Source organism: Pandoraea sp. XJJ-1, from assembly GCF_026802345.1.
In the GTDB taxonomy this organism is placed as follows: Bacteria; Pseudomonadota; Gammaproteobacteria; order Burkholderiales; family Burkholderiaceae; genus Pandoraea; species Pandoraea cepalis.
Genome location: NZ_CP113827.1, coordinates 3,758,209 through 3,780,648 on the forward strand (window position 1 = coordinate 3,758,209; position 22,440 = coordinate 3,780,648).

The following is a 22,440-nucleotide window of genomic DNA, read 5'->3' on the forward strand; positions in this document are numbered from 1 at the left end:
GCGTATGGCGATCAAGGCGATATTCGTAGGCATCAACAAGCATCTCGATACCTCCATACCCGAACTGGGCGGAGCGCGCCGCGATGCTACGGCTCTGTGGGCACTGTTCACCGATACGATCGAAGGCCTGAGTGGCCGCCTACTCGTGGACGAGGCCGCCACCCACGCGGAAGTGTCAGGAGCCATGCTAGGCACCTTGGCTGCCGCGAGTGTAGATGACGTGGTGGTTATCGCGTTTGCGGGACACGGATCTCCAGATGGCAACTTGGTGTTGTTCGACACGAACGCCGGCGACCTTGCTGGGACGGCCTTATCGATGGCTGGCTTGGCGGACGCCTTCAAGGCGACCAAGGCCCGCGCTGTCCTATGTATCCTCGATTGCTGTTTCAGCGGCCAGGCACCGGCGCGCGTGCTGGAGACGGTGGCACGCCCGCGCAATGCATTCGCACTTACGGGCATCTATGGAGAAGGCCGTATCCTTCTGGCGGCTTGTGCGACGAATGAATCTGCGTGGGAACAGCCCGGCACCGGGCATGGCTTGCTCACCCACGCCGTGATTGAGGCGTTGACAGGCACGGTAGGCGACTCAGTCAGCTTTCCTGAGATCGCCGGGGAGATCATCCGACTGGCGCGTGTGGAGGCCGAGCGAATCAGCGTCACGCAAACGCCCGTATTCTTGGGCAGTGTGCAAGGCGGTCTGACGTTCCCGACGCTCAAGCGCGGCGACAACTACGCCGCAGCTTTTCCTACAAGGGCTGTCCATCAAATGTCGGGATCGTTCGCGGAGTTTTCCGCCCACGGCTTCCCGCCCGAGATTGTCGATAGGTGGGCCACCGACTTTCCTCAAGGTCTCAACGCACTGCAACTCAAAGCGGTCAACGAGTTCGGCGTGCTCAGCGGAAACTCCTTGTTGGTTGTTGCCCCGACGAGTTCCGGCAAGACGATGGTCGGCGAGGTGGCGGCGATTCAGGCGGTCACGTCCGGCAAGAAGGCGGCATTCCTGTTGCCCTATCGAGCGCTGGTCAACGAGAAATTCGAGGAGTTCACTGAGCGCTACTCGGCTGCAGGATTGCGCGTGGTCCGCTGCAGTGGGGATGCAACCGACGGCATCGGGCCCGTTTTGGCTGGGCGCTATGACCTGGGCTTCTTTACCTATGAGACCTTCCTCAATCTAGCGTTGGGCTCGCCTCGCCTGCTGAGTCAGCTCGGTCTGGTTGTGCTGGACGAAGGGCAGTTCATCACGGACCCGCAGCGCGGCATCACGGTTGAGCTGATCTTTTCTCTGCTCTTGCGGGCCCGGCAGCATGGCATCGAGCCGCAGCTCGTGATCCTGTCCGCAGTCATTGGCAATCTGAATAGCTTCGATCGCTGGCTCGGTGTTCCGCTACTGTTGTCGCGCGAGCGGCCCGTGCCGTTGATCGAAGGCGTTCTCGACCGGCGAGGAACATTCCAATACATCGATACCGACGGGACTACGAAGACCGAGGCTTTACTGCCTTCGTACCGCATCGTGCAGCGTCGCGACAAACCCAGTTCGCAGGATGTGATCGTGCCTCTGGCGCAGCAACTGGTGGGTCAGGGCGAGAAGCTACTGGTGTTCCGCAACATGCGCGGTCCGGCCCAGGGGTGTGCGAAGTACCTTGCCAAGGAACTTGGCCTGCCGCCGGCCAGCGCAATCCTGGACGCACTTCCCACCCAAGACCTGACCGGCGCATCGCAGGACTTGCGGGAATGCCTGGCCGGTGGCACCGCATTCCACAACACCAATTTGCTGAGGGCGGAACGCGAGGCGGTCGAGCGAGGGTATCGCAGCGCCATGGGGGGCATCCATGCCCTGGTCGCCACCACGACCTTGGCCGCCGGCATCAACACGCCAGCCTCAACGGTGGTGCTCGCCGAGAATGAATTCGTCGGCGAGGACGGTCGACAGTTCACGGTGGCCGAGTACAAGAACATGGCGGGTCGCGCTGGGCGACTCGGCTTCAATGAGACCGGCAAGGCGATCATCCTGGCGGACACGCCAATGGAACGTGCACAGCTTTTCCAGCGCTATGTGCTGGGTGTCCCCGAAGACGCAAGGTCCTCCTTCCAGCAACGTGATCTGCCGACATGGACGCTGCGTCTGCTCAGTCAGGTGCGCGGCGTCCGTGCTGACGAGATCCCGGGACTGCTGGTCAACACTTTCGGAGGGTACTCGGCATCGCGAGCGAATCCACAATGGGTCGCGATGGTAGAGCGGGACGTGAGCGCTCTGGTTGAGCGCCTGTTGCAGGCAGGGCTTGCCGAGCGCGAAGGCGATCTCATCCACCTGACGCTCCTTGGGCGCGCATGTGGCGCCTCGTCCCTGTCATTCGAGTCGAGCCTGCGCCTGGTCGAATTGATGGGGCGCCTGAACGTCGCGCAGACACCGCCCAGCCACATCCTAGCGATGGTCCAAGTGCTGGACGAACTGGATGCCATTTATACGCCGGTTATGAAGAAGGGGCAGTCCGAAAGTGTGCGCGCTGGCGAGGTGGCACAGCGCTTCGGACAGCAAATGCCTCAAATGCTGCAGCGGTACTGTCGTGACCAGATCGAGTTTTGGGCACGATGCAAGCGTGCCGCACTGCTGCATGATTGGATTGAGGGGACGCCCGTCGATGTGCTGGAGAGGCATTACTCTACGACGCCGTTTGGCGGTGCCATTGGCTACGGCAACATCATCGGCATTGCCGACGCGACTCGCTTTCATCTGCGTTCCGCGCATCAGATTCTGGCAACGCTATTCCCCGATCAACCTGATTTTCTTCAAGGTCTGGACGAAATTCTTCAGCGGCTCGAATTCGGCTTGCCGTCCGACGCGCTGCCCCTCACTAAGGTTTCGGTGCGGCTGACGCGCGGCCAATACTTGGCACTACTGTCTGCTGGCGTTCGCAATACCGAGGACCTGAACAACTTGGACGATGATCGGTTGCGCCAGTGTGTGGGGTTGGGCGCAGCCGCGTTGTTGCGGCCAAAGGACGCCATAGCCGGCGCGGCACTGTATGCACAGGGAGGAAACCAATGATCCTAGCCGACAACGAAACCAAGGTTGATCTGCTGAATAACGAGGCCATCGCCACCACGATCATCGGGCTGCTTCGCGCAAAGCCCGAACATCCCGTAACGATCGGGGTACACGGCGACTGGGGTGCGGGCAAGTCCAGCGTGCTCGAAATGATCGAGGCGGGTTTCGCCAACACGGACGATGTCCTGTGCCTCAAGTTCAACGGTTGGCGATTCCAGGGGTTCGAGGACGCGAAGATCGCCCTGATCGAAGGGATCGTGACAGGCTTGGTCGAAAAGCGCCCGGCCCTGACCAAGGCTGCGGCCGCCGTCAAGGATGTGTTCAGCCGGATCGACTGGCTGAAGGTTGCGAAGAGGGCTGGCGGTTTGGCGATGACCGCTTTCACGGGCATACCAACACCTGACCAAATCGGAGCCATTATCGGCTCCCTTGAAGCGTTGGTAGCAGACCCAGCCAAGATTGCGACGAAGGAAAACCTCACGACGGCCGTGGATGAGGTGAAGGCCGTGCTGAAGCCGGGCGAGTCCAAAAACGTGCCGGAGGAAGTGGAGGCGTTCCGCAAGGCGTTTGACCGACTTCTAAAGGACGCCGGTATCAGGCAACTTGTCGTATTGATTGATGACCTCGATCGTTGCTTGCCCGACACCGCCATCGAAACCCTCGAAGCCATCCGGTTGTTCGTCTTCACTGCGCGGACGGCGTTCGTCGTCGCAGCCGACGAGGCAATGATCGAGTACGCAGTGCGCAAGCATTTCCCTGATCTGCCCGACAGTACCGGGCCGCGGGACTACGCGCGCAATTACCTCGAAAAACTCATCCAGGTTCCATTCCGTATTCCGGCATTGGGCGAGACCGAGACACGGATTTATGTCACGTTGCTGCTGGCTGGCGCCGAAATCGGTGAGGACGACGCGGACTACGCGAAGCTGATCGGCGTGGCACGGGAGAAGCTGAAACGTCCTTGGACCAGCGGCGGATTGGATTCTGCGACCATCAAGACAGCGCTAGGAAAGCAGGCCGAGAAGGCGAATAACGCGCTCGCACTCAGCGATCAAATCGGCCCCATCCTGGCAAGCGGCGCGAAAGGCAACCCGCGTCAGATAAAACGTTTCCTCAACACGTTGTTGCTGCGCGAGCGCACCGCGACAGCACGCGGATTCGGTGACGACATCAAGTTGCCCGTACTCGCGAAGCTTATGCTCGCGGAACGCTTCATACCACGGCTGTTCGAGCAGATCGCATTTGTCGCAGCGGTCCATCCGCACGGATTTTGCGAAGACCTCGATGCCCTGGAAAAGCACTTGGCGACGGCTGATGGTAAGGAGCCTCAAGCTGGTGAGCGGAAGGGGCCGAAGTCCGTCGAACCTGTATCCGTGCCTGACAGCGCCGTGTTGGCTGAGTGGAAGTCCTCAGAGACGATATGCGACTGGGCATGCTTGTCGCCGAAACTATCGGGTATCGATTTGCGCCCCTACTTGTTCGTGACCAAGGACAAGAAGGACTACTTCGGCCCGGTGTCGGTGCTGGGACACTTGGCCGGCGTGGTGGAAAAGCTGTTCGGCGGCAAGATGACTGTTCAAAGCTACGAGGCCGAGTTGAAGCAGCTTGTGCAGCCTGAAGCGGAGAAGGTGTTCGAAGCCGTGCGCACGAAGATCATGAGCACCGGCGCTTTCGACATCAAGCCGCCGGGTATCGATGGCCTCGTGGTTCTCGTGAAGGCGCAACCAGGCTTACAGACCCGGTTGATGGATTTCCTGGAGGCGCTGCCAAGTGGCAAGTGCGGTCCTTGGGCTGTCAGCGGCTGGCAAGGCGTTATCAAAGATGTTGAGTGCGCCGCCCGCCTGACGAAGCTGCTTGGCGATTGGAGCAAAGCCACCAACAACCCCGGCCTCAAGGCCAGCGCCGAAGCGGCGCTCAAAGACGTGAAGGGAGCGCGCTGATGGGAACCTCAACGGCTTACGGAGGCCCTGGCGGAGGAACTCCGCTCGTCCCGTCATGGCTGGGCGGCGGTGATGGCGGTGACGCTCCTCCCAACCCTGCGAGTCCTGGCGTAGGCCCTGATGGCCAGCCTCCCGCAGATGGCGCTGCGCCCCCTGCACCACCAAACCGGCCACCCATTCCGAAGACGGCGGACCCGCAACGCTTCTCGGGCGCGCGTAACAGCTTTACTCGATTCGCCGGTTCTGGCGGCAGTGATCGGGCCAGTCTGGGGCGCGCCGTATCAAAGTACGTTTCAACGTCGGCCGGCGGCGCGCGCCAGGCTGCACAACGCATGGGCGCCTCTCGCGGTGCCGGCGCGCGACTCCTTGGCTTCTTGGCCGACGCGCAGGCGCGTGGTGTGCGCGAGGCGTTACGTGCACTGGACTTGGAGTCGCTGGCAGGTCGTCCGATCGCCGAGATATTCGTGGGCTTGGCCGACTACATCTGTCCGGGCGCAGGCACCGTGGATGAAGGAATTGCCCGCGAGGCATACATCGAGACCATCGTTGAACTGGCAAGCGAAGGGCTAACCGATCTAACCACGTTTACCCCGGATCAAATGCAAACGGTTTTCGAGCTGTATGCCACGCACGCGATAGAAGCGCGCATATGCAATGACATCGGCACCAAGGCCGTGACTATGCCGACAGACGCGCAAGCTGCGCATCGCGTTGAACAGCAGTTGCGCGATTTCATCCGTGGCGGAGTGAGCGACGCGCTGACGCGTGCTCGGTCGGAGACCCCCAATCTCACGCCCGAGCGGATTCAGGTCTTCGTAGACGCCGTGTACGAGTCGGCATTTGCGATCTTGCAAACTCTTGGTGATGCGGAGGCCGACCAATGAAGCGACAACTCCTAGCGGGCCGCTTCGGCCCCGACGACAGTCTCGATGTTGCGGTTGGGACCGATGAACAGAGGACGTACATACAACTCGTCGCCGGCGAAAAGTCCTTGGATCATGGTATCGGTGGCGCGCTGACGAGCCTGAAGAAGATCGGCGTGTTTCCCTCTGAGATCGGCATTGATCTGCTGGTGCTGGCCGCGCATGTCCATGCAGCGGATACCCGCATCTCACGTGTCGAGCAGTCGCAGGATTCTTGGACGCGCGAGATACGCCTGGTCGTCCCGGTCAGCGAACCTGCTCGCTGGGCTGCGGCAGGACCAACGCTGAAGAAAGCACTGGACTTCTTAACGGGCGACCGCTGGATGATTGGGTTCAGGGCACGTCCGGCTCGATTCGCAACAATCGCCCAGGTGGCGCCTCCGAGCTTGATTGCCCCACCATTTGATTCCATCAGCCTGTTCTCGGGGGGATTGGATAGCTTGATTGGCGCCATTGATCTACTGGAAGACGGCGCCACACCGTTGTTAGTCAGTCATTTCGGCGAAGGCGCGACAAGCGACGCGCAGGGCAAGCTGTTCACGGGTTTGAAGAAGCACTTCAACAAGTCGTCCTTCGAGCGTCTGCGGGTCGGAATGACCTTTGTGGATGGCCTTGTGGAAGGCGTCGGTTCAGAGAACAGCACGCGCGGTAGGTCGTTCCTGTTCTTCGCGCTCGGGGTGTTTGCAGGTACTGGATTGGGGCGGAGTTTCATTCTACGTGTACCCGAAAATGGACTCATTGCTCTGAATGTGCCTTTGGACCCACTACGGCTCGGATCGAACAGCACCCGCACCACGCATCCTTACTACATGGCTAGGTGGAACGACCTGCTCGGCATACTCGGCATAGACGGCGAGATCCGAAACCCGTACTGGGACAAGACGAAGGGCGAAATGGCCACAAACTGTCGGAATCCCTCACTGTTGAAGAATTTGGCAACCGATTCATTGTCGTGTTCATCCCCGACGAAGGGTCGGTGGCAAGGACTTGGCATCGAACACTGCGGCTATTGCCTTCCGTGCCTAATCCGTCGTGCTGCCCTGACTACGGCATGGGGTGTCGGAGGTGACGCGACGACATACACCGTGGAAGACCTACACGCACAGCCGCTGGACACGCGCGAATCGACAGGAAAGCAGATCAGATCATTTCAGTACGCGATTGAGCGCCTGCGGGCAAGACCGCAGCTTGCGAATCTGCTGATTCATAAGCCCGGCTCCCTCGCGGACGAGTCGGCTCATCTCAACGAGCTGGCCGATGTCTATCGGCGAGGCCTTGGTGAAGTCGAGCGTCTGATCGATGGTGTCGAGGCAAGACCGAGTTGACGAGGATGCGATCATGATTCCGTCGGCCGGTCTTGTGGACTTCCATTGCCACGTCGATCTCTACCCGGACCACGCTCTTGCGGTCCGGGAGGCAGATGCGGCTGGCGTATTCACCCTCGCGGTGACAACAACACCGTTAGCGTGGCCACGCAATCACGAACTCGCGCAGCGCACGAAGCATGTCCGAGCTGCGCTTGGGCTGCATCCGCAATTGGTCGCGGAGCGTGCGAGCGAACTTGAACTGTGGGATCGCTACCTGTCGGAGGCGCGTTACGTTGGTGAAGTCGGCCTCGATGCAGGTCCGCGCTTCTACAAATCTCTGGACCTGCAGAAGCAAGTCTTTCAACACGTTCTTCAGCGTTGCGCTGACGCGGGGGGCAAGGTTGTCACTGTTCACAGCGTTCGAGCTGCCAAGGCTGTACTTGACCATATTGAATCGTTTTTGCCTCCATCTAAGGGGAAGGTCGTACTTCACTGGTTCACCGGCAGCAAGGCAGAAGCGCAGCGCGCTCTCGAATTGGGGTGTTATTTTTCGATAAACGCCGCCATGTTGGAAAATACGCGACATGCATCTATGGTCGCGCTGATTCCGCTCGATAGGCTATTGACTGAGACCGATGGCCCCTTCACAAAGACGGGCGATCGCCCGTCTAAACCTGCCGATGTTGCCATAGTGGTCGAAGCGCTCAGCCGGCTACACGGAATGCCCACTTCAACAGTTGCCGCAACGATACGAGCGAATCTGCGTGCCCTACTCGAACCGAATGATGGAGCGAAGAACGGTCCGCCCCCTCCGCCTGGGGTTACCGACTCTTAATGGAGACTACCGAAGTGCCAAAAAAATTTCATGTCGCCTTGTCCTTTGCCGGCGAAGATCGTGTGTATGTCGATGCCGTGGCCAAGGCGTTGCAAGCCGAAGGCGTCGATGTCTTTTACGACAAGTTCGAGGAAGTCGATTTGTGGGGAAAGGATCTGTACACGCACCTGAGCGATGTCTACCAGAACCGAGCTGTCTTCACTGTCATGTTCGTCTCCGACGCGTACCGCAAGAAGTTGTGGACGAACCATGAGCGCAAGAGCGCCCAAGCTCGGGCATTCACCGAAAGCCGCGAATACATCCTGCCGGCCTTTTTTGATGAGAGCGTTGAAGTGCCTGGTCTCTTGAAGACAACAGGACACATTGCTCTTGCAGGTCGTTCGCCCGCTGCCCTGGCCGAACTCATCACCAAGAAGCTACGAAAAGCCGGTGTACGCCTGAAGCAGGCCTTTTCGTACTCGGATGAGGCCAAGGCAGATGTGGACTTCCCGCTAAAGAACGGAAACAAAATCGCCGGTCTCATTAAGGCGATGAAGACCTACAACTGGTATCAGCAGAATCCGGCCGTCGTGGCCGTACTGGAACTCGATTGGGGCAAGGTCAGTGCTGACGAAGCCTTTGTGCTGGGTCGCAATCTATATCAATGCGCATGTGGAAACGAGAATCGGGCGGTCGCGTTCTTGGACAAGCTGCGTCAGGAGTTGGCTTCCATTCCAATCGAGCGGGCGCTCGATATGTTGAACGGAATGTTCTTCGAGGTCTACTTCAATGCTGCTGGCGAGTTCCGCTCCGGCAAGATCAAGGGACGGTGTTTGGAGAAGTTGCTGGCTATTCAAACGGTGAAGAAGTACGAGCCCGCAATGCTATTCATCCAACGGACGCTTGAACCGTATCGTGACGAGCTTCCTTTTGTTCCTTCCACCGCACCTCAGGAAGTGGTCGTGGAGTTGAGCGTTAAGCGGAGTGCGCCACCTCTCGTTAAGGCGCTGACGATTGGGGAACGCAGTCTGCTGAGTGAAGACAAGGACAACGATAGCCCAGACGGGCGAGTATGGCGTTTGTCATTCCGGGGCTTTACGGTTAAGGAACTGAAGGCGCAACTTGCAGATGAGTGGAGCATCCCCCTCGACTTGCTCACAATTGCGCCAGACCGGAAGCTGGACCCGAAACTTGAGCTTGAGCTTCCGGACGGCGTGAGCATTCGATGGCCAGCACACAAATGATGTGTGCCATTCAGAAAGCCCGTCTCAAGAAACTTCCGGGCTTGGTTAAGTGCCGCCATGAGGACGTGAAGAGTTTTCACGAATCGGTGGTGCGCAATCGTCAGCCCGAACAATGCGCCACGCCGAAGTCTGGCGGCATCCGTTTATAGCCAGGACCGACTCGTGCCTGATATCCCAATCGTAGACGCCCTATTTTCTGCACTACTCAACAGCGACAAGGCCGCACTTGACGCCATCGAGTCCCAACGCGCGGCGGAATGCGCAGGTCTTCGCGCTGTCATTTGCACCGATTCCCCAGGTGCGATCAACCTCGAACTTGGCCTCAGCCTGTCCTCCAGTGAGTACGTCACCCCGTTCTTCGAGGGGCCACGAGCGTTTTTCATGTCCGCCGGGACCAGCATTCAAGCACGATTCACTGGCGGCCAGTCGAATGCACTGATCGATTTTTCGCTGAGCTTCGATTCGAACTTTGCAGAGAAAATGCGTGCGGCCATCGCCGGCGAGAGCATCCAGCAGGTCGATCGCAACCGGGTCGACGAGGTCCTCATGCTTAAAGCTCGGAACCGCAACGTGCAATTCGATGTGCTGCCGTTCCTCATCGAGAACACCCGACTGACCCGCGACGATCCACGCAACGAACGACCCTTGAATACGTTGATCGCCTTCCGCATGCTCGATCACCTGGATTGGGATGCCTTTCGGGATGATCCCACTCGCTTCGTTTTCGATGTCCCATGCGAAGAGCTAAAGGCTTTACTCCGTCCCGAAGCCGAGGCCTTTCTGTCGGAGTTGCAGACCAGTGAGCATGTCATTCATCACGAAGCCAAGAGCGCTGGGACACAGGCGTTGCTCTTGCGGTTTGCCCGCCTGTGGCACGAGAAACGCAAGGCAGATAAGAGACGCATCTTGAGCGAACTGCTGCGTTTCAGCATCCATAACCTGGGGGCCATCCCGCTCACCGAGTTGCACCTCATATGGAGCGGCATGACTTCCGAGTTGGGGTCGCCGTTCTTCGGCCCGATCACTGGTCGATCCAAGACGATGTTGGAGGAGATTCGCGGCATGGCTTGGGACATGACTCTCCTCCGTGTCTTAGAGAAGAATGCTACGGCAAGTCAGCTCGGCTCGTTTTTCATTCCTTATTTCGTGTCGATCGACCGCCGCTGGCGTCACTTGCTGCGCCTGAATTCTGTGAGGTTGATGCTGATCGATGATGCACATCGGCGCGTACTCTTCGCCCGTACCGATGAACTGGAATTCCAGCACGTTCTGGGAGAATGCATGCAGACTGAGTTGCAGTCGGAGATGACTCCCGGAAAGGTTGAAACCCGTCGGAGGTCCGCGCAGGCAATCCGATTGGACGCAATGCAACAGCTCGTCGCCGAAGAAGAAAGCGGTTGGCTCGAACAAGCCTTGCAGCAATCGCAGAACGGAACCGGATAACACTTCTTCTGCGAATTGTCGTATCGCGTCACGACAATTCGTTGGAGTTCACCCTTCGCGTAGCGCACGCTGGTGGGCATGACGCTGCGCTGGTGGATGCCGGCCAAGCGCTGCCCGTTGGCCGGCCCCCGGATGTCGCCCAGCAGCATTGAAGGTGCTGCTGGCGACGGAACGGATATCTTGCACCGGATCAAGCATTCACCTCTTCGGTGCGGCGCCCCCCAGTGATTGCCTTGCGCCGATTCGCCACCAGTTCGGCGGCTTCCCGCACCGGCTTGTCCTCAGTGTGGACGTAGCGCATGAACATCACTACAGTCTTGTGAGCCGTCAGGGCCATGCCGACCTTGACCGGGATTCCCGAATTGGCAATGTCGGTCGCCGAGCGGTGGCGAATACCGTGCGTCCCCACATGTGTCGCCCCCGCCGCTTTGAGCGCACGGCTCCAGCCACCGTAATACTCGCCCGTGGTCAGGTGCTGCCCTGGATGGCGCGGCGACGGCAGTACGTAGGGATTGCCTTCCTGCCTCGGTGCCGTAGAAAGCAGCCGGTAGGCTTCCTCGCTTATGGGCTTGGACATGCCGCCGGTCTTGCTGTCGGGCCAGACGACGCGGCGGTTTTCCAGATCGATCCATTCCCATTCGAGCGAAACGATTTCGCCACGGCGGCCGGCAAACTCGAATTGCAGGCGGATCGCTAACGGGATGACGTAGTTCTCCAGCCCCTCGGCCTCGATCTTGTCGAGCTGCCGGAACAGCTTGCCCATGTCCTCGTCGCTGATAAGGTGGGTGGACTTTCCGGCAGGGAACATCGGTACATGGCGGCAAGGATTAGTACCGTCAGGCCGATAGCCCCATACCTCGGCCAAGTTGAACATCTTGCGCAGGATGCTGAACGCCTTGTTTGCCTCGGTCTGCTTGTACGAAAGTTTTTCCATCAGTCCGGCAATGTCAGGGCGCTTCACGTCGTGGACCTTCTTGCGGCCCAGCAACGGGATGATGCAGCGGTCGATGACGCCTTGATAGCCGACTCGGGTGCTGGGCTTGTTGCGCTTTTTGGAGTGATCCTCCATGAACTTCTTGCACAACTCCTCGACGGTGGGCGCTTTGCGCGCCTCCGCCTTGTCGGCGCCGGGATCACCACCCCGGCGTACCTGGGCCAGCCATTCCTGCGCGAGCGAACGGGCCTGTTCGACGGTCAGTTCCCCGTACTGGCCCAAGGCGGGCTTGCGGCGCTCGCCGGCGTTCGTCCGATATTGGAGCATGAACACCTTGCGGCCCGACGGGGTAATCTTGCACAAGAAGCCGGGCACCAGCGTATCCCGGAGTTCGACGGCCTGCGCCTGGGGGTGTGCCGCATCGACAGCGGACTTGGTGAGCTTGATTTTTGCCATGATGACTCCTCGAAAAGACCCGGTTCCCAGGAGCCTTCTAGGGGCCAGCAGAGCGGAAGTCGGGTCAAGTTTCAGAAAGCACCGGCATATGATGAACTCGCCTAAGTTATTGATAAACCTGCTGTATCTAGTCTTGGCGTAGTCCAGCGAAGTGCCGAGCTGGAGTCATGGTGAAATAAAAAAACCCGCCGTGCCCTTTCAGACACGACGGGTTTCCTGTCCTTCTTTACAGCAAACGGGCCTTACGGTCGCCAGCGCAAGCTCATACGCGCTCTCGCATCGCCGTCGACTCAGGCCACCGGCTTACGCTTGGGCTTGACATCGGTGCTGTCGATTTCCTCGAGCACATCGCGAAACTCGGCAATGTCCTCGAAGCTGCGGTACACCGACGCAAAGCGAATGTACGCAATCTTGTCGAGCCGCTTCAATTCGCGCATCACCAATTCGCCAATACGCTGACTCATCACCTCGCGCTCCGCACCGGCCAGCAGCTTGTATTCGATGCGCGCAATTGCGGCATCCATCGCTTCGGCACTCACAGGGCGCTTGCGAATCGCCAACTGCATGCTGGCGCGCACCTTCGCGCGGTCGTACTCGGCGCGGCTGCCGTCTTTCTTGACGACCGCCGGCATCGCTAGCTCGACACGCTCGTACGTGGTGAAACGCTTGTCGCACGCCGGGCATTTCCGGCGCCGCCGGATGGCGGCGCCATCTTCCGCTTCACGCGAGTCGATGACCTGCGTGTCGTCGTGACGGCAGAACGGGCAGCGCATGCGGGCGGCGTCCGGGGCTTAGCCGTAGACCGGGAAACGCTTCGTCAACTCAGCCACTTGTGCGCGCACACGAGCCAGGTTGTCGGCGTCTTCCGGGTTTTCCAGCACGTCGGCGATCAGGTTGCCGACGAGTTCGGCTTCAGCTTCCTTGAAACCGCGCGTCGTCATGGCCGGCGAGCCCAGGCGCACGCCGCTCGTCACGAACGGCTTTTCCGGATCGTTCGGAATCGCGTTCTTGTTCACAGTGATGTGCGCTTCGCCCAGCGCCGCTTCCGCGGCCTTGCCGGTGATGTTCTTGGCGCGCAGGTCAACCAGCATCACGTGCGATTCGGTCTTGCCCGACACGATACGCAGGCCGCGCTTGACCAGCGTCTCGGCCATCACGCGGGCGTTCTTCACGACTTGTTCCTGGTACGCCTTGAATTCCGGCGACGCGGCTTCCTTGAACGCGACGGCCTTGCCGGCGATCACGTGCATGAGCGGGCCGCCCTGGATGCCCGGGAAGATGGCCGAGTTGATCGGCTTCTCGAACTCGGCCTTCATCAGAATCACGCCGCCGCGCGGGCCGCGCAGGCTCTTGTGCGTGGTCGTCGTCACGAAGTCGGCATGCGGCACCGGGTTCGGGTACACACCGGCGGCGATCAGACCGGCATAGTGCGCCATGTCGACCATGAAGTACGCGCCGACCGACTTGGCGATCTGCGACATACGCTCGAAGTCGATCCTCAAGGCGAAGGCCGAGGCGCCCGCCACGATCATCTTCGGCTTGTGCTGCTGCGCGAGCTTCTCGGCAGCGTCGTAATCGATGTCTTCGTTCTCGTTCAGGCCGTAGCTCACCACGTTGAACCACTTGCCCGACATGTTCACCGGCGAGCCGTGCGTGAGGTGGCCACCGTGCGCCAGGCTCATGCCCATGATGGTGTCGCCCGGCTTGAGCATGGCGAAGTACACGCCCTGGTTAGCCTGCGAGCCCGAGTTCGGCTGCACGTTCGCGGCTTCGGCACCGAACAGCGCCTTCACGCGATCAATGGCCAGTTGTTCCACGATGTCGACATACTCGCAACCACCGTAGTAGCGCTTGCCCGGATAACCTTCCGCATACTTGTTGGTCAGTTGCGAGCCCTGCGCTTCCATCACGGCCGGGCTGGTGTAGTTTTCCGATGCGATCAGCTCGATGTGGTCTTCCTGACGCTGATTTTCTTTCTGAATCGCAGCCCAAACGTCGGGATCGACGGAGGCAACGGTGGATTTCGATTTGTCGAACATGGCGTTTCCGTTGAATTGAACAGATTTTCCGGGAGGGGATGGCGCAGCGCATCTTCCTTTGTGCTTCGGAAGACGATAGACAGGGCAGCACCAACCATCACGGCTGCCCAGGCGAACGGCAAATAAGACCCCGGCGCTTCCCGGTGGGTTGCTCCACCTCGGGCACACAAGGCTGTGCACCCTAATCGCCAGTCACGCGGGGTTTGTGGCGTCGATAGTTTATGCGAGCTTGCGACGTTAGGCAACCGGGGCAAACGCACGTCAATCGGCGCCGCGCACCAAATTGGTGCCATTCGCCGAGGCGGCTTGACAATGGGTCGGACGGCCCGATCCGACGGGCTCACACACGATCGCGTTCGGCTGCGGCCGAACGCAAAAAGGGCGCCTGATGCGCCTCGATGGCGCGGGCGCGCGTCGGGTACAGTTGTGTCCACGCCTGTGCGGCCCAGGCGCCACCCAGCCGGGTCACGAGACGGTCGCGTCGCGCCAGGAGGTGGGGCACGATTCCGCTCCAGTCCTCGGCCGCCGCGGCCACCTTGGCAGCGACCGATGTCGCGCGGACCAAGTCCTGGGCATCGTCCACCCAAGGCGCGATGTGGTGCGCCGAAATTCGCCCGAGGCGGAAGGCCATCTCGGCCGCCAGTGCCCGAACCCCCGTCGGATTCTTCAGTTCGTCGAGCACCGTCTTGCTGTCGACGGTCTGTGTCAGCCCGGCCAACCGCCGCACGAATGCCGTGGAAGGTTCGCCAAGGCGATACGGCATCAAATCCGACAGCGCGCCCTGAAAGCCCGCATCGAGGCAGGCCCGGAAATCGACCGTCATCATGTAGGGCAAGTCGTTCTTGTCTCGCCAGACACCGACGTTTTCCATGACGGCGTGGAAAAGATTCCGATCGCCCAGCCACAGCGCGGCGACGTACTGACGCTCCAATGCGCATCGATAGACTTCGGGGAGCCAAGCGCAGAGCACGCCGCGCATTTCGTCGCGTGTGCGTGTGGCGTCGGCATACGCCTGTGCCGGCGCGCCAGCGAGCGCATGCAGTGGTGCACCGCCGGACTGCGCAAGTACTTGCGCCATTTGCCGTCCGGCCGCGCGGGCGCCGTCTCGAGCACGCTCACACGCATCGCCCCCACCGCCGCGCGCACTCGGCGAGCTTTGCGCGCCATCTGCCGCGTCGATCGCGCGCAGCGCGGCCTCCCCCTCCAACCATTCCCCCAATGGCCGGTACACGGGAAGATACGTCGTCGCCAGGTAGATCCGCTCAGGCGCCTGGGTTCCATCGAATGCCAGCGAACATCCCCGCACCAACACGGCCGTCGGTGTCGCCAGGCCCAACGCGCCGAACAGGCGAGAGGCAAGCCACGCTCGCGTGGCATGCCCAGCGCTCGGGAACGCCGTCACCACGTATTGCGGTGCTTGCGCGTGCGCTTCGAACGATAGTCGAACAGCCGCACTGGGGGCCCCTGCCGGAAGGACCTCGTGCACGCGCCGCGCGGTAGAAAAATCGTAAGGTCCGATGGGCGGCAGCGGCGTGCCGCTACCGTCATGTCCGGTGACTGCCCCGAACGTTCCAAGTGGTCCGGCTTCCGGCAATAATCCGGCACGCGTCGGCCCAGCGGCCGTGGGACTGGCAGGGGAGCCTGCGGCATGGCCCCTGAAGGGATAAGCATTGACGTCCATCACGACCCTCCTTCGTCGTATGCCGGGGCTCCGGCGCGCGCAGCGCCTGCCGACCGACCTGGTTGAGATCGGCCGATCTTGCTGCGCCACCGGACGTCAAGCTTTCGAAAACGAGGCAAGTTCGGACAAATCCGCCGCGCGTCAGAGCTCGATCTTCGTTCCCAGCACGGCGAGGAACTGCGCGATCCACGCCGGATGCGCGGGCCAGGCGGGGGCGGTCACCAGCTTGCCGTCGGTATGCGCCTCGTCGATCCCGATCTCCATGTACTTCCCGCCGGCCAGCCGCACCTCCGGCGCACAGGCCGGATACGCCGAACACTCGCGCCCTTCGATCACACCGGCCGCCGCCAGCAACTGCGCCCCGTGACAGATCGCGGCAATCGGTTTGTCGCTCTCGGCAAAATGTCTGACGATCTCGACGACCTCATCATTCAACCGCAGATATTCCGGCGCGCGGCCACCGGGAATCACCAGCGCGTCGAAGTCGGCGGGAGACAGTCCGTCGAATGTCGCATTGAGCGTGAAGTCGTGACCGCGCTTCTCGCTGTACGTCTGATCGCCTTCGAAGTCGTGAATCGCAGTGCGCACCTTGTCGCCCGCCTTCTTGCCGGGGCAGACCACTTCCACCCGGTGACCCACGGCCATGAGTGCCTGCACGGGCACCATCAGCTCGTAGTCTTCGACATAGTCGCCTGCCAGTACCAGAATCCGCTTCTTGCCCATATGACTCTCCGTTCAGAGAAAAGATGGAAGGGAAACCGCTCCTCCATGTTACTCAATTCCGGTGACGTCGCCGCGACAGCCTTCGATACCCCGACCGTCATCGACGAACGAAAAAAAACCGCGTGCCGAAGCACGCGGTGTCAAGCCGGCGCAAAACGCCGTCGGTCAAGCCGAGGTTCGCGCCACACCCTCTGCCGGGTGCTGCGCGAGCCGATATCGTCAGTCGTCAGTCAATCAGTAGGTTTCCAGATGCAGACGCCCTTCCGTCTTCATCCGTTGCCAGAGGGCCTGCCAGTCGAGCCCGGCGTCGCCCGCGATGGTCTGCAGCACTTGCAGCACGCCGTCCTCCATGCCCTTGAGCCCGCACACATAAATGTAGGTGTGGTCGTGACGCAGCAGCGCCGCCACATCGGCCGCGCGCTCGCGCATGGCGTCCTGCACGTAGCGCTTGGCCTGTCCTGGTGTACGCGAGAAGGCCAGATTCGTGTCGATGAAGTCCTTCGGCAGGTTGAGCAGGGGGCCGAAGTACGGCAGCTCGCCCTGCGTGCGCGCGCCGAAGAACAGCATGAGCTTGCCGGTCGCGCCCTTCAGACGGCGACGACGACGATACTCGGTCATCGCCCGCATCGGGGCCGCCCCCGTGCCGGTGCAGATCATCAGCAGGTGCGAATCGGCGTGGTTCGGCATCAGGAACGTACTGCCGAACGGGCCCATCACGTTCACCACGTCGCCCTTCTTCAGATCGCACAGGTAGTTCGAACACACCCCGCCAACCGCCTGCTCCTGGTGATCCTTCGTCACGCGTTTGACCGTGAGCGCCAGGTTGTTGTAACCGGGACGCTCGCCGTCGCGCGGCGACGCAATCGAGTACTGTCGCGCATGGTGCGCCCGCCCGTCGCCCGACGTGCCCGGCGGAATGATGCCGATCGACTGTCCTTCGAGCACCGGGAACGGCTGCTTGCCGAAGTCGAGCACGATATGGTGGATGTCGCTCTCGGTGCTGGCGTCGGTCAGGCGATAGTTGCCGACCACGGTCGCCTGTACCGGCGCCTTGTGGTTGTACAGATTGACATAGGGCTTGGCGGCGGACCACGGCGGCACGACAGAGCCGCGCACGAAATCCGAGCCGGCGATGACGGGCTCGGGGACGTCGGCCGACGCACCGCCAGCCACGCCCGGCGCCGCCTCGCCGATCGTGCCCTGACCGGCGAGCGCATCGTCCTGCACGGGCAACTCGTCCCACGTGAGCTGGTCGTCGACAGCATACGCGTCGGCCTTGAGCACATCGCGCCAGTTGTCGATGGCCCCCGTCGGGCACGGCGAGATACACGCCATACACCCATTGCACGTGTCCGCGCGCACCACGTAGTTGTTCTCGTCGTGCGTGATCGCGTCGACCGGACACGTCTCCTCGCAGGTGTTGCAGCGAATGCAGATCTCCGGATCGATCAGATGCTGCTTCAGAACTTCGACCGGAACGGGGCCGTTCATGATGCTGTCTCCTTGTGGGATGGCTCGCGCCTGGGCTCTCGTTGGCCTTAGTTGAAGCGCACGTACTCGAAGTCGATCGGCTGGCGGTTGATGCCGAGCGGGGGCGGCGCGATCCAGTTGGCAAACTTGCCCGGCTCGGTCACGCGGCCCATGAGCGACGCCACATACGCGCGATCTTCCGCCGACGGCAGCCACTCACGCTCATGCGCAGCCCATTCGGCCTCGCTCACCACACGGCCGTCCGGCGACACACGCACGCCCGCGAATGTGCCGATCTGACGATTGAATGCCTTGTGCGGGACGCTAAGGCGGAAGTCGATACCGGCCTTCTCCAGCACCTTGTTCCAGCGATTTACCCCCGCGACCGAGTCCTTGATGTAATCGTCGCGCAGCACTTCGTTCATCGCGTTGAGCATCGGCACCTCGCGCTCGACGAGCTTGCCGTTGTCCACGTCCAGCAGCCGATACATTTGACCGTTGAGCTGATGGTCGTCGTCGCGCTTACCCTCTTCGTAGCGGCCCTTCAGGCCCGAGCTGTAGAAGATGGCCGCGTTCGACGACTGATCCGCACCGAACAGGTCGATCGTCACGGAGTAGTGGAAGTTGACGTAGCGCTGAATCGTCGGCAGATCGATCACGCCCGCTGCCCGCAGCTTCGCGACGTCATCGGTCTTCAATTCGTTCATCACTTGCGCCGTGCGAGCGATCACGCGCGAGACGCCCGACTCGCCCACGAACATGTGGTGCGCCTCTTCGGTCAGCATGAACTTCGTGGTGCGCGCGAGCGGGTCGAACCCCGACTCGGCCAGTGCCGAGAGCTGGAACTTACCGTCGCGATCGGTGAAGTACGTGAACATGTAGAACGCCAGCCAGTCCGGCGTCTTCTCGTTGAACGCACCGAGAATTCGCGGATTGTCTTCGTCGCCCGAGCGGCGGCCGAGCAGCGCTTCGGCTTCTTCACGGCCGTCGCGGCCGAAGTAGCGATGCAGCAGGTAGACCATTGCCCACAGATGGCGGCCTTCTTCCACGTTCACCTGGAACAGGTTGCGCAAGTCGTACATCGACGGCGCCGTCAGTCCGAGGTGACGCTGTTGCTCGACCGACGCGGGTTCCGTGTCGCCCTGCGTGACGATGATGCGACGCAGGTTCGCGCGGTGTTCGCCCGGCACGTCCTGCCACGCAGCTTCGCCCTTGTGCTCGCCGAAGTGGATCTTGCGATCGGCTTCTCCCGGCGTGAGGAAGATGCCCCAGCGATAGTCCGGCATCTTCACGTGATCGAAGTGCGCCCAGCCGCCCGGATCCACGCTTACCGCCGTGCGCAGATAGACGTCGAAGCCGTGCGAGCCTTCCGGCCCCATGTCGCCCCACCAGGACAGGAAATTCGGCTGCCACTGTTCAAGCGCACGTTGCAGCGTGCGATCGTCCGACAGGTTGACGTTGTTGGGGATCTTCTCGCTGTAGTTGATCGAAGCCATCGTGGGAATCCTCGTGTCTCGTACGTATTCTGTGTAAAACGACTTGTTCGGTCCTGCCACCGCCCGGCGTTCGTCACCGGCGACGTTGCAGCCCATTCGTCAGACGCGGTTCGGATCGAACTGCGCCTTGTTGCCCTTGCCGTAGACCTTGAGCGCGCCCTTCTCGCCCACGGCGTTCGGACGGATGAAGATCCAGTTCTGCCACGCCGACAAACGGCCGAAGATGCGGGTGTTCATCGTCTCCTTGCCGTTGAAGCGCAGGTTCGCTTCGAGGCCGGTGAGCGCGTCGGGCGACATGGCCGCGCGCTCCTCGATCGCGATGCGGATTTCGTCCGGCCAGTCGAGATCGTCGACGGCGGCCGTGACCAGCCCGAGGCGTTCCGCCTCATCGGGGCGCACCTGGCGGCCAATCGTGGCGCGCACGGCGTCGAGTTCCGCCGCGTCTTCATAGAAGCGCCGTGCCAGACGCGATTGATCGGTGACCATCGGCAACAGGCCGAAGTTGACTTCGGTGAGCGTGATTGCCGGTTCGTCTTCCTCGCTGGCGGGCAGCGCCGCCATGTACGTGCGGTCGGCCGCGAAGGCGAATTCGGCCAGCGTGCCGGTGAAGCACGAATCCGGCTCGATCAGCGCGAAGAGCGAGCGTGAGGACACGTCGATACGCGCAAACGTGCGGCGCAGCATGCCGATGGTCTCGCGCACCAACCAGTGATCCTGATGGGCCAGCAGCGATGCATCAGCCGCCAGCACGTGTTTCGCCTCGCCCTCGGTGCGCAACAGCCACGTGCCGATATCGAGTTCGTTCGTGCGCAGATTGAGAATGGCGTCGTCGAGTTCGCGCGCCATTTTCAGCGGCCACCAGTTCACGCCGGCGCCCTCGATACCGGCGATGTCGGCCGGCGGCGTGGACTTCGGCGCCTTCACGGTGAGGCTGGCGGTGCGGTTGGCGCGGTCGATTTCCACGTCGACGAATTCATAGCGGATCGCGTCCGGCTCGTCGGTGCGCTCCAGGCGCGTGAGCGTCACACCCTTGCCGCCCGGACGGTCGCTGCCTTGAGCGAGTTCCAGCGCACGCGCCGACACCGTTTGTGCGAATTGCGCGGGCTTGACGACTTCGTCGACCAGGCGCCATTGCTTGGCACGCTCGCCGCGAATGCCCTCGACGACGGTGCAGAAGATGTCGGCGCGGTCGTTGCGCACGTGACGCTTGTCGGTCAAGCGAGTCAGGCCGCCGGTGCCCGGCAGCACGCCCAGCAGCGGCACTTCCGGCAGCGAGACCGACGACGAACGGTCGTCGACCAGATAGATCTCGTCACAGGCCAGCGCCAGCTCGTAGCCGCCGCCCGCACACGCGCCGTTCACGGCGGCGAGGAACTTCAGACCGGAATGGCGGCTGGAATCCTCCAGACCGTTGCGCGTTTCGTTGGTGAACTTGCAGAAATTGACCTTCCACGCATGCGTGGACAGGCCGAGCATGAAGATATTCGCACCGGAGCAGAACACGCGGTCCTTGGCGCTCGTGACGACCACCGTCTTCACTTCCGGGTGCTCGAAGCGGATGCGCTGAACGGCATCGTGCAGTTCGATGTCCACACCGAGATCGTACGAATTGAGCTTGAGCTTGTAGCCTTCGCGAATGCCGCCGTCTTCCGAGATATCGATGGCGAGCGTCGCCACCGGGCCTTCGAAGCTCAGTTTCCAGTGCTTGTACTGCGTGGGATCCGTACGATAGTCGACGTGGGGTTTGCCGAACATGATTGCCTCCAACACGAATAATGATCTTGTTGGATTGCAATATAGTGCAGCACAACTACACCGTCAACTAGTTTTCCAAACAAAAATGAATTATTTTGCATTCCCATGAGGGTCAATCTGACGACAATTGCACGGCGAGGCGGCCGCGCAGTTGCAGATAGGCGTCGGCCAGCACCCGCCCGCCGGTGTCGAAGCTCATATCCGCCTTGGCATAGAAGTCTTGGCGGCCGGCCAGAATACGCTTGAGGTCGTCCATCGCTTCCGCATTGCCCGACATTGGACGCAGATCGCCCTGCGCCACCACCCGCTTCATATGCTCTTCGGGCGACGCCTGCAGCCATACCGTATAGCAGTGCGTGAGCAGGAAGTTGAAGGTCGCCGCGTCGCTCACGATACCGCCCGGCGAGGCGATCACGGCACGCGGATGCTCGGCCACGACGGCTTCGAGCGCACGCAACTCATAGCGGCGATAGGCGCTCGCGCCATAAAGCGAGTAGATCTCCGACGGCGGGCACCCCGCCAGTTGTTCGATCACGCGATTGAGTTCGACGAACGGGACATGCATGTCGTCGGCGAGCATGCGGCCCAGCGTCGACTTGCCCGCGCCCCGCAACCCGATCAACGCGATGCGGCCACGCCGATCCGGGTCGCGCTCGCTCCCGGCAAACAGCTCGCTGAGCGCCTGACGCGCACGCGTGAGCGCCTCGCCGTCGCGCCCGTGCAGAATTTCCCGAATGAGCAACCATTCCGCTGACGACGTCGTCTCGTCGCCCACGATTTCGGCCAATGTGCAATTTAGTGCCTGTGCAAGCTGACGCAGGAACAGCACGGACGCGTTACCGACACCCGACTCCAGATTGGCCACGTGACGCTCGGAAACACCGGCGTCCAGCGCAAGCGCCTTGCGCGTCAAGCCACGCCGGGCGCGCAGCGTGCGCACCCGCTCACCCAGCGCGACCAGAAACGGGTCTTTCTCACCGGCGCCTCGCGCCGTCGGCACCCCATCGGCTTGCGCACTCTTATTCATCAGACAAGATCCTCAATGCAGGTAACATGTAATATATTGCTTGACAGCCAAAATTGCATGCTCTAATTTTCACCATGCGCCGATAAAAAAGCAAACGCGGACCGGACATCCCGAGTCCCGCCATTGATCGGCGTCATATCGA

General features: G+C 61.3%; 16 protein-coding genes and 1 riboswitch. Of the genes, 7 read left to right on the plus strand and 9 right to left on the minus strand.

What is annotated here, in order from left to right; all coding sequences use genetic code 11:
- Window positions 1-4: 4 nt before the first annotated feature.
- From OYT13_RS17330 to OYT13_RS17360, 7 genes are all read left to right on the plus strand, one after another.
- Entirely contained in the window at window positions 5-3,046 is a 3,042-nt protein-coding gene (locus OYT13_RS17330; RefSeq protein WP_268566715.1) for a DEAD/DEAH box helicase, read from the plus strand.
- The gene (qatA, locus tag OYT13_RS17335; protein ID WP_111374365.1) at window positions 3,043-4,986 is read left to right on the plus strand and encodes a Qat anti-phage system ATPase QatA; all 1,944 of its coding nucleotides are present in this window, start codon (window positions 3,043-3,045) and stop codon (window positions 4,984-4,986) included. Before OYT13_RS17330 ends, qatA begins: the two co-directional genes overlap by 4 nt.
- Window positions 4,987-5,318: 332 nt before the next feature.
- Window positions 5,319-5,870, plus strand: a complete 552-nt coding sequence (gene qatB, locus OYT13_RS17340) for a Qat anti-phage system associated protein QatB (protein ID WP_232111347.1) — start codon at window positions 5,319-5,321, stop codon at window positions 5,868-5,870.
- Window positions 5,867-7,234 carry a Qat anti-phage system QueC-like protein QatC gene (gene qatC, locus OYT13_RS17345; RefSeq protein ID WP_111374363.1) on the plus strand — a complete coding sequence of 456 codons (1,368 nt, stop codon included), beginning with the start codon at window positions 5,867-5,869 and terminating at the stop codon, window positions 7,232-7,234. The genes qatB and qatC overlap by 4 nt, the downstream gene beginning before the upstream one ends.
- Window positions 7,235-7,247: 13 nt before the next feature.
- Window positions 7,248-8,051, plus strand: coding sequence for a Qat anti-phage system TatD family nuclease QatD (qatD, locus tag OYT13_RS17350; RefSeq protein WP_111374440.1), 804 nt, complete (start codon window positions 7,248-7,250; stop codon window positions 8,049-8,051).
- Window positions 8,051-9,274: a toll/interleukin-1 receptor domain-containing protein gene (locus tag OYT13_RS17355; protein WP_197672470.1), complete on the plus strand. Its 1,224-nt coding sequence runs from the start codon at window positions 8,051-8,053 to the stop codon at window positions 9,272-9,274. The genes qatD and OYT13_RS17355 overlap by 1 nt, the downstream gene beginning before the upstream one ends.
- A 162-nt stretch (window positions 9,275-9,436) precedes the next feature.
- Window positions 9,437-10,717, plus strand: coding sequence for a hypothetical protein (locus OYT13_RS17360; protein WP_111374361.1), 1,281 nt, complete (start codon window positions 9,437-9,439; stop codon window positions 10,715-10,717).
- Between the two features lie 190 nt (window positions 10,718-10,907).
- Here OYT13_RS17360 and OYT13_RS17365 read toward each other — a convergent pair whose 3' ends face one another.
- The 9 genes from OYT13_RS17365 to OYT13_RS17405 all read right to left on the minus strand — a co-directional run bounded on the left by OYT13_RS17365 (window position 10,908) and on the right by OYT13_RS17405 (window position 22,298).
- Window positions 10,908-12,107 (minus strand): tyrosine-type recombinase/integrase, encoded by a 1,200-nt coding sequence (locus OYT13_RS17365; RefSeq protein WP_268566716.1) that lies wholly within the window; start codon window positions 12,105-12,107, stop codon window positions 10,908-10,910.
- A gap of 290 nt (window positions 12,108-12,397) precedes the next feature.
- Window positions 12,398-12,880 (minus strand): transcriptional regulator NrdR, encoded by a 483-nt coding sequence (gene nrdR / locus OYT13_RS17370; RefSeq protein WP_017234249.1) that lies wholly within the window; start codon window positions 12,878-12,880, stop codon window positions 12,398-12,400.
- 18 nt (window positions 12,881-12,898) lie between these two features.
- Window positions 12,899-14,146 (minus strand): serine hydroxymethyltransferase, encoded by a 1,248-nt coding sequence (gene glyA, locus OYT13_RS17375; RefSeq protein ID WP_017234250.1) that lies wholly within the window; start codon window positions 14,144-14,146, stop codon window positions 12,899-12,901.
- 98 nt (window positions 14,147-14,244) lie between these two features.
- A riboswitch (ZMP/ZTP riboswitch) is annotated at window positions 14,245-14,352 on the minus strand.
- Between the two features lie 134 nt (window positions 14,353-14,486).
- Window positions 14,487-15,827, minus strand: coding sequence for a hypothetical protein (locus tag OYT13_RS17380; RefSeq protein WP_268566717.1), 1,341 nt, complete (start codon window positions 15,825-15,827; stop codon window positions 14,487-14,489).
- 141 nt (window positions 15,828-15,968) lie between these two features.
- Window positions 15,969-16,550 carry a DJ-1/PfpI family protein gene (locus OYT13_RS17385; protein ID WP_017234252.1) on the minus strand — a complete coding sequence of 194 codons (582 nt, stop codon included), beginning with the start codon at window positions 16,548-16,550 and terminating at the stop codon, window positions 15,969-15,971.
- Between the two features lie 234 nt (window positions 16,551-16,784).
- A complete protein-coding gene (gene boxA / locus OYT13_RS17390; RefSeq protein ID WP_017234253.1) occupies window positions 16,785-18,041 on the minus strand; it encodes a benzoyl-CoA 2,3-epoxidase subunit BoxA in 1,257 nt (418 codons plus the stop codon).
- Window positions 18,042-18,088: 47 nt separating this feature from the next.
- Window positions 18,089-19,516, minus strand: coding sequence for a benzoyl-CoA 2,3-epoxidase subunit BoxB (gene boxB, locus OYT13_RS17395; RefSeq protein ID WP_017234254.1), 1,428 nt, complete (start codon window positions 19,514-19,516; stop codon window positions 18,089-18,091).
- A 99-nt stretch (window positions 19,517-19,615) separates the two neighbouring features.
- Entirely contained in the window at window positions 19,616-21,271 is a 1,656-nt protein-coding gene (gene boxC, locus OYT13_RS17400) for a 2,3-epoxybenzoyl-CoA dihydrolase (protein WP_268566718.1), read from the minus strand.
- A 112-nt stretch (window positions 21,272-21,383) separates the two neighbouring features.
- Window positions 21,384-22,298, minus strand: coding sequence for a helix-turn-helix transcriptional regulator (locus tag OYT13_RS17405; RefSeq protein WP_017234256.1), 915 nt, complete (start codon window positions 22,296-22,298; stop codon window positions 21,384-21,386).
- Window positions 22,299-22,440 lie beyond the last annotated feature (142 nt).

What these genes read in the sequence shown, in the direction of transcription:
- OYT13_RS17330 (WP_268566715.1), top strand. Translation starts at nt 5, where the DNA reads ATGGCGATCAAGGCGATATTCGTAGGCATCAACAAGCATCTCGATACC.
- qatB (WP_232111347.1), top strand. Translation starts at nt 5,319, where the DNA reads ATGGGCGCCTCTCGCGGTGCCGGCGCGCGACTCCTTGGCTTCTTGGCC.
- nrdR (WP_017234249.1), bottom strand. Translation starts at nt 12,880, where the DNA reads ATGCGCTGCCCGTTCTGCCGTCACGACGACACGCAGGTCATCGACTCG.
- OYT13_RS17365 (WP_268566716.1), bottom strand. Translation starts at nt 12,107, where the DNA reads ATGGCAAAAATCAAGCTCACCAAGTCCGCTGTCGATGCGGCACACCCC.
- qatC (WP_111374363.1), top strand. Translation starts at nt 5,867, where the DNA reads ATGAAGCGACAACTCCTAGCGGGCCGCTTCGGCCCCGACGACAGTCTC.
- boxC (WP_268566718.1), bottom strand. Translation starts at nt 21,271, where the DNA reads ATGTTCGGCAAACCCCACGTCGACTATCGTACGGATCCCACGCAGTAC.
- OYT13_RS17385 (WP_017234252.1), bottom strand. Translation starts at nt 16,550, where the DNA reads ATGGGCAAGAAGCGGATTCTGGTACTGGCAGGCGACTATGTCGAAGAC.
- OYT13_RS17405 (WP_017234256.1), bottom strand. Translation starts at nt 22,298, where the DNA reads ATGAATAAGAGTGCGCAAGCCGATGGGGTGCCGACGGCGCGAGGCGCC.
- qatD (WP_111374440.1), top strand. Translation starts at nt 7,248, where the DNA reads ATGATTCCGTCGGCCGGTCTTGTGGACTTCCATTGCCACGTCGATCTC.
- boxB (WP_017234254.1), bottom strand. Translation starts at nt 19,516, where the DNA reads ATGGCTTCGATCAACTACAGCGAGAAGATCCCCAACAACGTCAACCTG.
- qatA (WP_111374365.1), top strand. Translation starts at nt 3,043, where the DNA reads ATGATCCTAGCCGACAACGAAACCAAGGTTGATCTGCTGAATAACGAG.
- OYT13_RS17355 (WP_197672470.1), top strand. Translation starts at nt 8,051, where the DNA reads ATGGAGACTACCGAAGTGCCAAAAAAATTTCATGTCGCCTTGTCCTTT.
- boxA (WP_017234253.1), bottom strand. Translation starts at nt 18,041, where the DNA reads ATGAACGGCCCCGTTCCGGTCGAAGTTCTGAAGCAGCATCTGATCGAT.
- OYT13_RS17380 (WP_268566717.1), bottom strand. Translation starts at nt 15,827, where the DNA reads ATGGACGTCAATGCTTATCCCTTCAGGGGCCATGCCGCAGGCTCCCCT.
- glyA (WP_017234250.1), bottom strand. Translation starts at nt 14,146, where the DNA reads ATGTTCGACAAATCGAAATCCACCGTTGCCTCCGTCGATCCCGACGTT.